General features: G+C 40.6%; 19 protein-coding genes. All 19 read right to left on the bottom strand.

Translation table 11 applies throughout. From position 1 onward, the window contains the following. Positions 1-41: 41 nt before the first annotated feature. The 19 genes from AB5916_RS12670 to mobT all read right to left on the bottom strand — a co-directional run bounded on the left by AB5916_RS12670 (position 42) and on the right by mobT (position 13917). Positions 42-164 (bottom strand): hypothetical protein, encoded by a 123-nt coding sequence (locus AB5916_RS12670; protein ID WP_265105035.1) that lies wholly within the window; start codon positions 162-164, stop codon positions 42-44. A gap of 417 nt (positions 165-581) precedes the next feature. Next, a complete protein-coding gene (locus tag AB5916_RS12665) occupies positions 582-830 on the bottom strand; it encodes a helix-turn-helix domain-containing protein (protein WP_342999978.1) in 249 nt (82 codons plus the stop codon). A gap of 1 nt (position 831) precedes the next feature. Beyond that, the gene (locus AB5916_RS12660; protein ID WP_005428626.1) at positions 832-1251 is read right to left on the bottom strand and encodes an RNA polymerase sigma factor; all 420 of its coding nucleotides are present in this window, start codon (positions 1249-1251) and stop codon (positions 832-834) included. Positions 1252-1526: 275 nt separating this feature from the next. Further along, positions 1527-1751 (bottom strand): hypothetical protein, encoded by a 225-nt coding sequence (locus AB5916_RS12655; protein WP_004614491.1) that lies wholly within the window; start codon positions 1749-1751, stop codon positions 1527-1529. A 2-nt stretch (positions 1752-1753) separates the two neighbouring features. Further along, positions 1754-2239 (bottom strand): DUF6773 family protein, encoded by a 486-nt coding sequence (locus AB5916_RS12650; RefSeq protein WP_342999977.1) that lies wholly within the window; start codon positions 2237-2239, stop codon positions 1754-1756. A gap of 4 nt (positions 2240-2243) precedes the next feature. After that, positions 2244-2438: a helix-turn-helix transcriptional regulator gene (locus AB5916_RS12645; RefSeq protein WP_044930013.1), complete on the bottom strand. Its 195-nt coding sequence runs from the start codon at positions 2436-2438 to the stop codon at positions 2244-2246. Between the two features lie 164 nt (positions 2439-2602). Beyond that, positions 2603-3514 (bottom strand): conjugal transfer protein, encoded by a 912-nt coding sequence (locus AB5916_RS12640; protein ID WP_342999976.1) that lies wholly within the window; start codon positions 3512-3514, stop codon positions 2603-2605. 16 nt (positions 3515-3530) lie between these two features. Continuing rightward, positions 3531-4538 carry a C40 family peptidase gene (locus AB5916_RS12635; RefSeq protein ID WP_342999975.1) on the bottom strand — a complete coding sequence of 336 codons (1008 nt, stop codon included), beginning with the start codon at positions 4536-4538 and terminating at the stop codon, positions 3531-3533. After that, positions 4535-6694 (bottom strand): CD3337/EF1877 family mobilome membrane protein, encoded by a 2160-nt coding sequence (locus AB5916_RS12630; protein WP_342999974.1) that lies wholly within the window; start codon positions 6692-6694, stop codon positions 4535-4537. Before AB5916_RS12630 ends, AB5916_RS12635 begins: the two co-directional genes overlap by 4 nt. Further along, the gene (locus tag AB5916_RS12625; protein ID WP_342999973.1) at positions 6694-9144 is read right to left on the bottom strand and encodes an ATP-binding protein; all 2451 of its coding nucleotides are present in this window, start codon (positions 9142-9144) and stop codon (positions 6694-6696) included. Before AB5916_RS12625 ends, AB5916_RS12630 begins: the two co-directional genes overlap by 1 nt. Continuing rightward, positions 9122-9520, bottom strand: coding sequence for a conjugal transfer protein (locus AB5916_RS12620; RefSeq protein WP_004843362.1), 399 nt, complete (start codon positions 9518-9520; stop codon positions 9122-9124). Before AB5916_RS12620 ends, AB5916_RS12625 begins: the two co-directional genes overlap by 23 nt. A gap of 108 nt (positions 9521-9628) precedes the next feature. After that, positions 9629-10132 carry an antirestriction protein ArdA gene (locus tag AB5916_RS12615; RefSeq protein WP_002323345.1) on the bottom strand — a complete coding sequence of 168 codons (504 nt, stop codon included), beginning with the start codon at positions 10130-10132 and terminating at the stop codon, positions 9629-9631. A 17-nt stretch (positions 10133-10149) separates the two neighbouring features. After that, positions 10150-10653, bottom strand: a complete 504-nt coding sequence (locus AB5916_RS12610) for an antirestriction protein ArdA (protein ID WP_015559967.1) — start codon at positions 10651-10653, stop codon at positions 10150-10152. Next, positions 10572-10868 carry a conjugal transfer protein gene (locus AB5916_RS12605; RefSeq protein ID WP_074073962.1) on the bottom strand — a complete coding sequence of 99 codons (297 nt, stop codon included), beginning with the start codon at positions 10866-10868 and terminating at the stop codon, positions 10572-10574. Before AB5916_RS12605 ends, AB5916_RS12610 begins: the two co-directional genes overlap by 82 nt. An 87-nt stretch (positions 10869-10955) precedes the next feature. Next, positions 10956-11318 (bottom strand): helix-turn-helix domain-containing protein, encoded by a 363-nt coding sequence (locus tag AB5916_RS12600; RefSeq protein ID WP_021422740.1) that lies wholly within the window; start codon positions 11316-11318, stop codon positions 10956-10958. Between the two features lie 348 nt (positions 11319-11666). After that, the gene (locus AB5916_RS12595) at positions 11667-12308 is read right to left on the bottom strand and encodes a carboxylesterase (RefSeq protein WP_021419670.1); all 642 of its coding nucleotides are present in this window, start codon (positions 12306-12308) and stop codon (positions 11667-11669) included. Between the two features lie 34 nt (positions 12309-12342). Then, the gene (locus AB5916_RS12590) at positions 12343-12564 is read right to left on the bottom strand and encodes a hypothetical protein (protein ID WP_002323342.1); all 222 of its coding nucleotides are present in this window, start codon (positions 12562-12564) and stop codon (positions 12343-12345) included. Then, the gene (locus AB5916_RS12585; RefSeq protein WP_005340705.1) at positions 12565-12699 is read right to left on the bottom strand and encodes a DUF3789 domain-containing protein; all 135 of its coding nucleotides are present in this window, start codon (positions 12697-12699) and stop codon (positions 12565-12567) included. It lies immediately after the preceding gene. A gap of 12 nt (positions 12700-12711) precedes the next feature. Next, the gene (gene mobT, locus AB5916_RS12580; protein WP_342999982.1) at positions 12712-13917 is read right to left on the bottom strand and encodes a MobT family relaxase; all 1206 of its coding nucleotides are present in this window, start codon (positions 13915-13917) and stop codon (positions 12712-12714) included. Between the last annotated feature and the right edge of the window lie 112 nt (positions 13918-14029).

The raw sequence follows: 14029 nt of genomic DNA, 5'->3' as shown, positions 1-14029 counted from the left end.
ATACCATAAAGTACGGCTTCTTTCCATTATTTTCAAGGGTTTTACCCTCTTGATAGTCCTTTTTTTACATGAGATTTCACGATACGGACAAGCAATTCCTCTACGGAAAATTTACCTAAAAATTCCCGTTCTACAATATATTGTGCTGGTTGTTTTTTAGCCAAGTTATCAGCCCCCTTAGTCAACTATCTATTCTCAACATACGCACATAGGCTTATCCAATATGCGTATTTTTCACAATGTTACAGAAGCAGACAGACGGCTTTGGAAAGCTCCATTAGTATCTCAACTATTCCCATTCTTGTGGGCAGAACCGCACCATGCGGACGTATCATTATTCTGTGAGGATAGGTCGTGGCAAAACGACTTTTCCAACAGTCGCTCTCGGATCACTGCGTGGGTCGCTCGCTTTCTTTTGAAAAGGTCGTGGCGTACAGTCCCCGTGGCTCGCTATCTCACAAACGTATCTGTCTGCTTTATTCAGTTGTCAAAGAGCTGTGGCGAAAGCGTGTTGCTTTCATGTAAAAGCAGGGCAGAGCAGGAAAGAGGGGGACATTAAACCATGCTCTGCTAAAAACTGCTTATTCTTCTTCGATTTTTAAGGCAATATCAAACCCTAAAATAATTTTGATAAGTGCTTCTCGGATAAGTCCCTTTAACTCCATATCTACAACAATATAGACATTGCCGTATTCATCATAGAGTGGACGCAAACAGCACTTTGATATGTACGGGTCATAAAATGCCAGTATTTTTTCAATCGCTTTTTCGTCCCCGTCCATTGCTTGCGAAAGCAAATAGTAGGACGGCTTCTTAAATGTTTGCTTCATTTTACTGCTTCTCCTTTAGTATTTTTTTCATAGTTTCTAAAGCATGATGTCGGTTTTTAAATACACCGCTTTGCGTAATCTTTTGCAAGTTGGCAATTTCACTTTCTGTCATTTCCAAGAAGTAATACATCAACAGAGTATTTCTCTTTCTTTCTGGAAGTTTCTTCAAGGCTTCTGCCAGCCCATCATCAAGGACACGAATATCAATGCCACATACTGAAAAGATTGTATAATCTGTTTCGTAGTCGTCCCACACAGCAAAATTTTCAACGAAAATTTCTGGAAGTTCACAGAATGGAATTTCTTTATCTTTTCGTCGTTTCAATCCTTGCTGGTAGTCCTTTACAACATGACGGACAACTTTCTTCAAACAACTTTCAAAGCGACATTGAACTGTTTTCTGGAAGTCAGACGGTTTCATCAATCTCACCCCCTTTCCTCTATGATTTGAAAAGTGTTTATCCCTCTTTCCGCACCATATAGGGAATGAAAGGTGTGATTTAATGACCTATTTTGAAAAAAATTTAATTTTTTCGGGTATGAAAAAAGCCCGCACAAAACATATAGTTTTATACGAGCTATGATAGCTATAAAATATTCAGTTGTTGATAAAATGCTGTTAGGTAGTGTATGACCGTATAAGATTGTGCTTAAAACTTTCCATGATACAAGCCCCCTTACAGCACTTGTTTTGTATTACACCTTTGTTTTTTTGGTAATCGTATAAATATATTCTTCTGGCGTAGGGCGTTTATTTCCAAAATACTTTTTGAAATTCGCCTGTACTTCTGGGTCGGTGCTGTTCATAGCTTCTTCAATCGTAGCTTCTATATCTGCCCGAACATCAGCTAATGATACACCGCCAGCTTTTGCACCAGCTTTTAATGCCTTTTTAATATCACGTTTTCTAAGCCCTAACATACTTATTCCTCATCATTATTAAACTGTTTTTCAAGTCGTTTTTGTCCTATTTTTTCAATAGAATATACAGCTCCCAAAATTAAAGTAACAAAAATGAGAGAAGAAATAAAAGTAACACCTATTACAGCAAGAAAATGTACGTCCAATATTCCAGTATATTTTTCCCCATACATAGTATAATTTCTAATTCCGTTAAAAACGGTAATCAGAACTGCTAATAGTAGAGCAGAAATTACCTTAAATTTTTTCCCAAAATATAAGTTATCCATTGAACTGTATCCGACCATTGCACCTCTGATTGGAAGATACACGATTGAAACAATCATAACAATCATTTCTGTTAAATATTCTCGTACTCCCATATCTAGCATATATGCTTTTATAAAAATAGATAGTGCTAAAATAGCAATAATTAAAATAAATGCTTCACTCTGAATTTTGTTATTTAATTGAACGATACGTTCATCTTTAATTTTATTTGTTTTCATGCTTTTATTCCTCCCAAAATAAATCGTCTAAAGTCTTATTAAGTGCTTTACAGATTGCTAAACAAAGTTTAAGTGTCGGGTTATAATTTCCAGCTTCAATCAATCCGATTGTTTGACGTGTTACACCTACTGTTTTTGCTAAATCTTCTTGACTCATATCACACTCAAGTCTAGCAATTTTTATTCTTTTATTCTTCACAATTTCACTTAATGCTCCTTTCTTTCTTCTTATACATGGATTATATATTATAAATTCCATAATGTCAAGTATATATTGCATTATGGAATTTATAGATTTCATTACACCTGACAAAATTGAAATAATAAGTAGTATGTGGGAGTATAGCAACATTTATGAACTTTTTATCCTACAATCTTCCAGTTGCTATCCTTATGTAGTACAAGCTCATACTGTGATACCTGCGTAGCCTTTGTCTGATTATCAAGGAATTTCACAGCTACTTTAACTTTTACATTGTCCCCGTCCTTTATAAAGATAGGGTTTACCAATTCAGAATAAAGATAGTCCCTGCCGATAGGTTCAAGCACATTTCCAGATACATAGTAAGCAAGCTCTTTTTCCGTAGCTGTCGGGTACAACTTAAAGAATGTTTCCAGAAAAGCGGTAGCGTCATTGACAGTATCAGCGTCTACACTTGCGTCTGCTTCTGGTGTCTTAGGCTCATAGTCTGATTTTTCGATTGCTGGTGCAAGGGTAGGGTTCTGAACGATTACCATATCCCCGTCAGCGTCCACATGGACTTTTACGGTATAGGTTGCTTTCACATTGCTTGTCTGTTCTCCCTCTTTTATCTGCTGATCTACTTCGTAGATAGCAGAAAAAGTGTCCATTCCCGACTGTTCAATACTCCATACAATCACATCTGTAACTGTGGAACTAGTCGGTATGTCTGTTCTAATGGTATCTATATTCAAGTCCTGCAATTCCTTTGTCAGATAACCGTTAATTGCCTGCGTCCTTGCTTCGATAGCTTCTTTGCTGTTATTCCATGTGTAATAAGACTTCGCAAAGTTCTTCACGAAATTTTCTATCCCGTTGGTGTCCTGCAAGCGAAGTTCAATGATTTCTTTTTCATGGGTCGTGTGCTGGTCGATAGCCGTAAAATTCTTATACACCCCAAAACTCACGCTTGCGATAAGCACCACCCACAATGCAATCACGGCTTTCTTATATGTGCCTACCTTGACAGTACGCACCTTTTTTTCTTTTGGTTCTTTGATAGTTTCTGTCTGTTTCTTATTCTTCTTAAACATATTTTTCAAGTCCTTTCTATTGTTTTACTCGTCCTGCACCGATTAAGTGCTGTTGCCAGTAACTACTGCTTAGGTCTGCATATCCTATCGGGTCGCCTGCATGGTACATCTGGTTATTTCCCACATAGATACCGACGTGGGTTACATACGAACCAGCGTTATAAGTGGAATGGAAAAACACCAAGTCCCCAGCCTTTGCCTGCGAGAGTGGAAGATGTTGGGTTGCGTCATACTGTGCTTGTGCCGTTCTCGGTAAGGAGATACCAGCTTTTCCATAGCACCATTGCACAAGTCCGCTACAATCAAAGGAAGTGTTCGGGTTACTGCCACCATATACATACTTCCAGCCTTGATATTTCAACGCTTCATTCATAATCGCTTGTGCCGTCGCATTATCAAAATGTGCCACGGTCAGATATTGATTGACTAATTCGACGTAGAACATATTTCCGTAACCATACCGCCAGCCCCCGTTCTTCGCAACGGCTATCGGGTTGGTGTAGGTTACTTTCTTTCCACCCGACTTCTCACGGGCGAAGCTCTCTGCAAGATTAAAGTTGTGTTTCTTTCCTTTTCCTGCCACATATCCCACATAACCACCGCCATAGTTATAGGATTGTATCGCTACATTCAAATCGTCGATACCTTGATTTTTGCAGGAAGAAAGCAGGGACGCAAAATACTTACACCCCTGCTTGATTGAGCTTTCCGTATCTAAGGAATTAGGCGGTAAACCAAGACTTTCTGAACTCTGCATAACATCTTCTGCCGTACCGCCACTTTCTACTTGAATGATAGCCAATAGCACATTGACATACTCGGAAATGCCGTATTCTCTGGCGTACTTTTCCACCATAGGCTGATGTTTCAAGACTTCTGCGGATAAGTTCATACCCGTAATGCCAGAAGAAAAGTTGCTGTTCTCGTCGTCGCTGTCCGCACTAATCAAGACACCAAAGAAAAGCACCAGAGAAAAGAGGATAGGAAACAGACTGCCAATGATAGCGATATGTTTCAGTTTCATTTTTTCTTCTGTCCTTTCTTCGTTACAAGGTTACGAGTTTTCTCTGTGGTCTGCTGAACCTTTGTCCTGCGGTCTTTGGTGTAATTCTGGCGTGTTTCCTGCGATACCACTTTTTCTACATTCTGCCTATGTACTGGCTGTGCCGACTGGGTCGCTTTCTTATCAGAAGCACCAGAAGATAACGGACGCTCTTTGATAACAGTTGTCTTGACTGGCTCACTTGCTTTTGAAGTGGTCGCTGTGGCAGGACGTTTGACTTCCTGCATTTTTTCCGCACTCGGCTTTGAAGCTGTGGCTGGTCGCTCATGGGGACGGGTAGCTCCCATTGTCGCTGATCCGTCAGCCTTTCGCTGTGCCTGCCTTGCTTCTTGTGCCTTTTGAAGCTCCATACGTTTGTCAGCGATATTTTTCTTATGCTGTTCCTGCTTTTCCAAGCGTCCCGTCTGTCTGGACTGCTGTTCCTGAACCATTCCACGCTTAAAGTCGGACACGCTGGACTTTGCCTTTTCCTTTGCGGAATACACCGCATAAGCGGTTTGTGTCGGCATATCCTTGATATTCTCTTTGACAGCGTTTGCCTTGTCTTTCACTTTTTTTTTCGTATCTAAGACAGCACCTACCTTTGAGCCTGCACGCTGTCCCATGCTGGAAGTGGTATTGCCCCGATTATCTTTTGTGGCTGTGTTCCTTGTCGGTTTTCTATTTGAAATCGAGCTACCTGCCACCGCACCAGCAACACCGCCAGCCGCAACCGCACCAGCAATCCGTCTTTCCATACGCCTAGCCCTATGTGCCAAGTATAGATACGGTCTGCGGAAAATTCTTCGTCCCATGCTTTGACTGTCGTTAGCGTTCAAAGAGAACATACTCATTAAATCGCCCAGCTTCATGTAGATACCAGCGAAACATACTATCTGCAAGAACGCTACCATAAAGAACGGATAGTCCGTGGAGATGTTATAAAACATACTGGAAATGCTGAACGCCACCGTTACAATGAGCGTTATTCCTGCCCTTGTCATTATGGTATTAAACACCCTTACGATTGCCTGCTTTGCCATGCTTTCATAGCTCGGTATCATGGATAGTAAAAAGCTGATAGGTAAAAACATTGCAAAGATAATAAAAAGTATCTGGCTAAACAACATCATGCCCGTAAGCAAGAATACAAATATCGTGATACCTAAGTTGAAGAACAAGAGGAAAAACACCATACCCAAACGGTTTACCACCTGCGGTATCGTCAAATTGTTGTTGTCGTTGTCCTCGATTTCTGTTTTCACGACTTCCTCTCTGGTTTTCCCGTCCTCGTCCTCTGGGCTTGCCGATACAAGAGCTTCTACACGGTCTGTTCCGATTTCCTCTGCGTTGCTGTTCCCGAATTGTAAGAGTAACCACGGCTGTTCCACTTGAATGGAAAATAAGCTGTCCCGTATCAAGTCCACGCTGTCCTTGCCCACGCTGTCAGAGTTGGGGAGCATGATTTTTGTTCCCAAGTCCAGCGAAGCGGTACTAATGTCTGATGAAAAGTCATTGACTTTTTTTATGTAGTCGGGAGCGTAGGCAATAAACGAAGCCGACAGAATGAACACCACAACAAAGTTGATAACGGCGTGAAGTGCCTTGCTGGTTTCCCGTTTGATAAGTCCCGTATAAGCAACATACATTCCCACGACTAAGATAATGAGAAGCAGAAAACCAACATAGAAGCCCGTAGAAGAAAAGCCGTTCTCGGTTACGCCTGCCAAGGTCTGTATGCTCTTTCCGATACTGTCTGCCATATCATTGATAAAATCCAGCTTGTAGGCTTCCTGCACCACATAGCCCGTAGCATTGCTTAAATAAAGGCTTATCGTCCAGACAAAGTTGGTAATGCAGTAAAGCCCGTATTGCACCGATTTTCCGATACCGTCCAGCCAGTTCCACGGAAGCCACGACCAGCTATTATCCACATAAAAATCAAGCTGGTAGTTGGAAAGGGGATATTTTGAGTAAAGATTTTCTGCGTTTATGGTATCGTCCACAAGCCCCGTCGCATGAGCCACCGTCCCCAGAAGTGAAAGCAGGATAAGGGAGAGTGCCACCACGAACAGAGCCATTTTGAGAAAGTGGAAAATCTTCTTTTTTGTGAACGCACCTTTTATCCTTTCTTTCATCACTCCACCTCATTTCTCTGTACGGGCGGTCTGGTATCAAAGGCGTGTAGTAGTTCTTCAAAGACTGGGTGTATCTGCACCACACCGACACGCCCGTATAAGTCCTGCAATAAGCATTGTCCGTTCTCCAAATCACGAAGCCGTTTCTGGTTGTTCTCGTCGTCCTTGTCGATACCGAAAAATTCTAAGGTCTGTTTTATCTCGTTGATGTCGGTACTACGAAAGGCAAACTTCAAGCCGATATTGTTTTTCAGACTTTCCTTTGATACATCGTCAGAGGATTGTGTAACGAAATAAACGCCTGCCTGCATAGCTCGTCCAGCACGCACCAGCTTATTTGATAAGGTTTCGCCTTGTGCCACATTTAAAAACGCCCACGCTTCGTCCAAATCGACAATCTTAAAAATGCTTCTGTCCGAATGGATAAAATCAAGGGCAAAGGTACTAATCACAATCAGCATAGACACCGACAATAATTCAAAGGTCGTGTATTCCTCAAAAGTGGTATCTTTATCTGGCAGTACAAGGTCGGCTACTTGAATGATATTGAGCTGATTATCCAGACTGATAGCATTTTCTACCGTACCGTCCGAAAACAGCAGGTGTGCAAAGTCGTAGTCCGTGAAGCTGTCGATATGGTCTGCGATATTTCTTGATATGGGCGTATCTTCACGGCGTAGCTCGTCTATTACATGGAGCAAGCCCCGACTGTCGCTCTGGGTAACGGAACGAACCGCTTTTCGTAGCACGGGGAATTTTTCGCCGTCCCTAGAGGAAATACCCGTAAGGAATGTTAAGATGTCGATTGCCAGACTTTCAGCGTCTTTTACATTCTTCATAATCACGAATGGGTCAAGAAGTCCTGCATTGTCCTTGTCGCTGGTAAGATTTACGATATTGATTTCATGAGCTATCTCTGGGAGCGTTTCTTTCCAGTTACCACGCTCTGATTTTGGGTCTAAGATAACCGCTTGTCCCCCAAAGAGAACCGAATAATACACCAGAAGATTGTTGCAGAACGATTTACCACCGCCAAGCGAACCGACAAAAGCAGAAGCAAGGGCGTTGGTAACTGTTCCTTTTACCCCCTGCGAAGCTAAAGACGGTTGCAGGTACACATTTCTTCCCGTATCAACGGAATAGCCCATATAGATACCCGTAGTTTCCCCTAACTGCTGGGTAGCTCCAAAGCCCAGCCCAGCTAAAAAATCTGATTTTACATACTGCACATAATCATTGATATATCGCTTGCTGGCTGGTAAGAATTCAGAATGAAGCCCCAGCATATCCCCAGCAGGACGCACCAGCTTTACATTGAGGTCGTCGTAAAAGTCCTTGACTTCATCACAACGGCGTTTCAGCTCGTCAAGATCGGGTGCAGACACCCGAATAACGTAGCTTAACTTATACATACTTTCTTTGCTCTGGTCTAAGTCCGTTTCCAGCTCGTCCACGCTGTCTAATGCGTCCACCACATTTGAGCTGGTTTCACTTCCTGCTTGATAAGCGTGATTGTCAAGGTCTTTCAATTCCTTTTTCTTATTTCTTACTGTGGTAAGAGCTTTTCGGTTCTCCACAATTTCTACATTCATAGAAGTATCAACGGGGAATGTGAATTGCTGTTGCTGGAAATAGAAGATTTCACTTGACGGAAAATCAAGCTCCCCGACAATCGCATTGACAGTAAAATAGGACACATAACTTTCCTTGTCCTCATGTTCCAATCTTAAATACCGCTGGCTTTCCTCAATCACACACCTTGTCGGACGGATAAGGTCGTAGTATTTTATCAGCGTTTCTTTCTGTAATTTCTTCTTCGGTAGCTGGTATTCATAATCTTCATAGGCGATACCGTCCCTGCCGTAAAGATGTTCCATGAGATACCCAAAATCGTTGATTTCCAAGCGACGCACCTTAAAACGACGGGAGATTTTATTTTCCAGTAACTTTTCCATTTTCATGTAACGGTTGATTTCATCATTCGGCATGGAAACAAAGTCATTCATCAGCGTGTGGTTCACTTCATGGAGAAATTCCGTGAACGTCAGCCACGCCGATTTTTTGATGTTCTTCAGATTGAGCTGTTCTTCCGTAACCATGAGCTTAAAGCCAAGAAAAAAGCGGTAGTCCACTTGATTGTCCCCAATCATAGATACTAACGCTTCGGTCTGTTCGTCTATCTTCTGATAGGCAACTTCCTTTAATTTTCCAGTTACCAGCTTCTTTGACTGCTCCTGCATACTGCGGATTGAGCTTTCTGTGGCAATCTGCAACGCATGAATTTTACCCTCACGGGACTGTGCGATTAGCTGTCGAAAGCTGTCATGCACGATAAATTTCTGCTCTGCGGATAAGAAAGAATAGTTATACGGTATCAGCTCATAGTAGGCGAATACCTCATTGTCCTTGTTCCAGACAAGGTTATTGTCAATATATTTTATCGGGAACATAGTTCACACTCCTTACTGCCGTGATTGTTTCATTCAAGGTCTGCTTATGCAGTTTTACGGCTTTTCCTGCATAAGTGATTTTAGGTCGCAGGGCATAGGTTATCTGTGATTTCAAAAAGCTGTACGGCTTCTTTCCGTCAAAGGTTTTCTGCGACATAAACCAAGTGAGAGCAACAGGAATACCGAAGTATTTGAGAAATGCTCCCTCAATCATGGAAAGTGGGGGAATATCCCCAAACAGAATGATGATAAATTCCGTAATCACAAACCATGTAATCTGTGTAAAAGTAACGGGAAAGGGTAAGTTAAAGTCATTGATTGCATACAAGACTTTTTCCACGTTCCAGATACCTGTATAAGATTTAATCTTTTTCAAGTTCTTTCAGCTCCTTTCAAAATAGAAAAGGACAGCCATTTTCAGACTGTCCCTTAAAAGAGAAATACGCTGTCAGTAGCAACAATGCTTGTTGCTGATCTTCCAGCGTTAGTATGGTATCTCGCACATACCTCGGCTTGTTTCAATAAAGCAACCGCCCATATCCAAATCTCGCCCGTAGGCTTCATAGTCAATGTAGTTCTGTAAGCTGGGTGGAATGTCGCCAAGTGCCTGCAATTCGTCTATGTAGTAGTAGGCAACGTCTGTCATGGTTTCACAGTCGGGATAATAATAAATATCGTCCTTGTGTTCCACGACTTCTTCCAGCGTCCCGTAGTGGCTGATAAATTCGTCCAGACACTCTACGATATAGTCGGGAAGTTCCTCTATCATTTCATACATCTCATTGAGTTCTTCAATGGAAACATACTCGCCAATCGCAATCGGGAAGTTGTCGGTATCATGGATTGCGTATTCCTCATACTGTTCATTCAAGCCGATTTTTTCTTTCACATCTTCTTCGTCAATGGGGAACGTGAACCAAGCACCGACTAAATAACCCTCATTGTATTTACCAAGATTAGCAATATAAACCGCCATATCATCAATCATAAGCACCACCTCATTTCCTACTCTGGCAGTTCAAAGATACCGTGTTCTGTTACTGAAAATTTCCCGTGTTCCTGCAAGTGAGAAGCGTAGGCTTCAAAATCAAAGTAATATTCTTGACAGTCCTCGGACAGATGTTTGAACGTCGGGTCGTTCATCAGCTTTTGCCTTGCAACATCTATCATGCTTTTGCAGTCTGGATAAACGGTAATCACGTTCCTGCAAATATAAAGTGCTTCTAAATTCTCAAACACCGTAAGTAGTGATACATATTCTTCCTGCATATCACTTGAAAGCTGGCGGTACATAAAATCTAATTCGTTAAGCTGATACACGCTTGTATGTTCGTGAACTTCATCAGCATAAGGCAACACCTTTTCGATAATGCGGTAATCCCCACTTTCTGCACCGATACCTAACTTTTCTTCAAACTCTGCAACATCTATCGGCAGGTCGAACCAGTATGATGTTGTTTCTTCGCCAGTTGTTCCTTTCGTTTCCACCAGCACCCTTGTTTCCTGCATTGTTCCTCACGTCCTTTCTGTTGTTTCATCACATCTTTTATGGTCTGGTACGACATACCAAACACATACTTTGAAAAATCTTCTAACTGTCTTTCTTCATAGTCAGCAAGGTTCAGCCGTTTCATTTCATGCCACACCTTACGCTTGTAAGAGGGCAGGTCGGAAAGATAATCACAGCCGACTTTTGCCTGCATATCCTTAAAAATATCACTCATTTCATCACTCCAATCTGAAATTTTGGTAAGAAAAAAGCAGTCAATCCTAAGACTAACTGCTTTTTAAAACATATAAGAACTTATATTTTATTTTGAGAAAAACACACCATAAAGAACGATAAGTGAAAAAAATATTAGCACTCCAGTTCCAATTATATAACATAGTCTAATAAATTTTTTTCCCTCATTTATATCATCGTATATGGAAGATAATTTTTCATTATTTAAATTTTTTTCTCTTACTTCTTGCACGTCAATATCTCTTACCAGTTCATCTAATGTCAATCCAAAGAAATCACTCAATAATACTAATCGTTGAAAATCTGGGTATGATTGACAAGACTCCCATTTTGAAATTGTTTGTCTGGAAACCTTTAGTTCATTTCCCAATTCTTCTTGTGAAAGACCTTTGGACTTTCTTAAATTTATCAGTTTTTCATTAAAGTTCATAAGTAGCCTCCTAAAATAAATTATATTTGCGACCGCAAAATGAGTATTGCAAATATGATGATTTCTTGCAACCAACCTTTGTTGGCAATTTGTCAACCATTCATTACATCAGTATAATTCACTAATATTTGTCATAAAGTAAAGAAATATTAACCACATATAAGTTCATTTTTCATGCTCCAATTATAGCATTCTCATATCAGCACCACAATAAAATTCTATGCACCGATAATCTTATTGAACAGCTCTAACAGGCACCATTTCATCACTCCAATCTGAAATTTTGATAAGAAAAAAGCAGTCAATCCTAAAACTAACTGCTTTGTGTGTGGATATAAAATCTAAATTCTATTGTATAACTTTTCTTAGCCAATTATCTCTAAATAAAATCTGTTCGTCAGTATGAAACCAATGTTCTCCGTCATTCATAACGGTAAGATTTGCACAATGTCTATCAATAAATTTATCTACCGTTTGACGTGATGTAAGATTATCATGTTCAGCATACAAAATTTCAGTAGGCGTTTTCCAATTTATCGGGTTTGCCCGAACAAAACATAGATATTCCCACGATAATGTTTCTCCAAAATCAGTTGGTATTTCTTTTCTTTCAGAAAGTTCCTTTTCAGACACATTCGCCCAGCTCATCATATCCACTATAAGTTGTTCCATATCAAGTATAGGCGATATGAATAATGCTTTTTCAATCTTGAAATTCTGTAATGTGTGCATTGTAAAATAAGCTCCGATACTATTAGCAAGTACATATATGTAGTCATATTTTTCAGATATTTTATCGTAGACTTCCATAATTTTATTTTTTACAATCCACGGGAAATAGTCATTATAATCTACTCCAAAAACATCAAAATCTAAACAAATATTTTTGAACTGTTCAGTTTCAAGATAACTTCCACCTTTACCATGAACATATATCATTGCTTTCTTCAAAATAACGCCCCCATAAATCAGAATTTTATATATCCACATTATACCATTCTCATATCAGCACCACAATAAAATTTTATGCACCGATAATCTTATTGAACAGCTCTAACAGTACATCTTTCACACCGCCAGCATTGAATACCAAGCCGACAGCAATCAAGGCAACTACCAAGAAACCGATAAGTTTGGAAAACTCACGCTTGAACCCTAAGTAGATACCGATAACCACAATCGCCATAAGCACTAAGCTCTGTGCGTTTGATAAAAACCATTGATACAAATTTTGTCCGAAATTCATTTAATTGTCCTCGCTTTCTTCTAATTGTTTCATTTCATAGTCAGCTTCTTTGCCGACATTCAAAATACACATCAAGACCACACCGATACCCATTCCCATAGATACCAGCAGGAAGTCTTTTAATAATACCCACATTTTTTATCACTCCTAACTTTCCACCAAATCTTTTGCAGGGGTCGTCTGCTGTTTGATTATCATTTCATGCTTTTCTGTGAGTTTTGCCTGCTGTTCGATTGTTTCCATGTAGTCTGTACCGTTTCCCTTATCAATCTTTTTCAGCATTTTCAAGGTTGGTGCTACCTGCCTTTGTACCCAACGCAATGTACGGTCTAAGGTGTACGGCTCTGGCTTTGTCGTCAGCTTCAAGCTCTGTCTGTTATCGCCGATAAACCAAGCCCAGCGGTCATTGAGCTTCCAGTCATTTTTTCGCTTGTCTGGTTCTTCATCAACAAACCGCACATACTGATTGATGATAGAAAAGGCGGTCTGTTCTGCGTCATAATACGTCAGCAAATCCCGTACTGCATAATAGGCTCGTTCATTCCGAAGCCGTATCTCAAAACGGTTAATAATGTCGGCTTCTTCAAGCGGTGTCCCCAACTTGACATACTGCTCATAGTCCTTTTCGTAAATACAGAAATACACATCTGATTTCAGCGAACCAAGATAAAGAGTACGCCCCATATATTCTCTGTCGTCCTCTCTGTGCTTGATAAGCTCGCCCGACTGGTAAAACTTGTAACTTCTGGACTTTCCGATATATTCCCGTTTCCTGCATTTTTCCGCAAGCTCTGGAATATCCAAAATGCCCGTATGGTCGTTGATAGCAAGGTCGATACGCTTCATCACGCCACCGTCTACGAGTGCGTCCATGAGAAAGTCATACCAGCTTCTTTGCTGTGCTAACAGGTAACTTTCAAACTGCCTGCAACCACGCCCCTTTAACTCTAAAAGGACACCTTTTTCTTCGTCAGCCGACGTATAAATAAAGATGTCCCCTAAAGAATAATGCTCCGTATAACTGTAATGTCCGTAATCTTCATGGAGCATATAATTGATATTCAGTTTTAATATATCTTTGATGATGTGCTGTATATCCAGCGTGGGAAAACGAATTTTTACATAATCAAACAGCATGGTAAGCGGTGCTTCTGGATTGAACCTTGCCAGTTCCTTATGCAGAGTTTCCAGAAGTTCCTTTGACGGCTTCATTTTTCCGCTTTCTATCTTGTTGAGATATTCCCTTGTGATACCAGAAGCCACCGCCAGCCTGCCTTGTGAGATACCGTAAGCAATCCGTTTCTCCCGTAATTCTTTTATCCATTGTTCTTCATTCAGAACCATACCCCCAATCTGTCAAGTGTGAAGTTTTTTTAGACGACTTCACAACTGAATTTTGCTAGGAAACCATGCCAGAAGCCTTATGTTTCCTATGTTTTTTGTCTATTGTCTATTTGCAAACGTA

Source organism: Blautia sp. 1033sp1_1033st1_G9_1033SCRN_220408 (assembly GCF_040929965.1).
In the GTDB taxonomy this organism is placed as follows: Bacteria; Bacillota; Clostridia; order Lachnospirales; family Lachnospiraceae; genus Blautia_A; species Blautia_A ammoniilytica.
The sequence above is the reverse complement of the archived record's forward strand: the minus strand, read 5'-3'. Positions and strand labels throughout refer to the sequence as shown.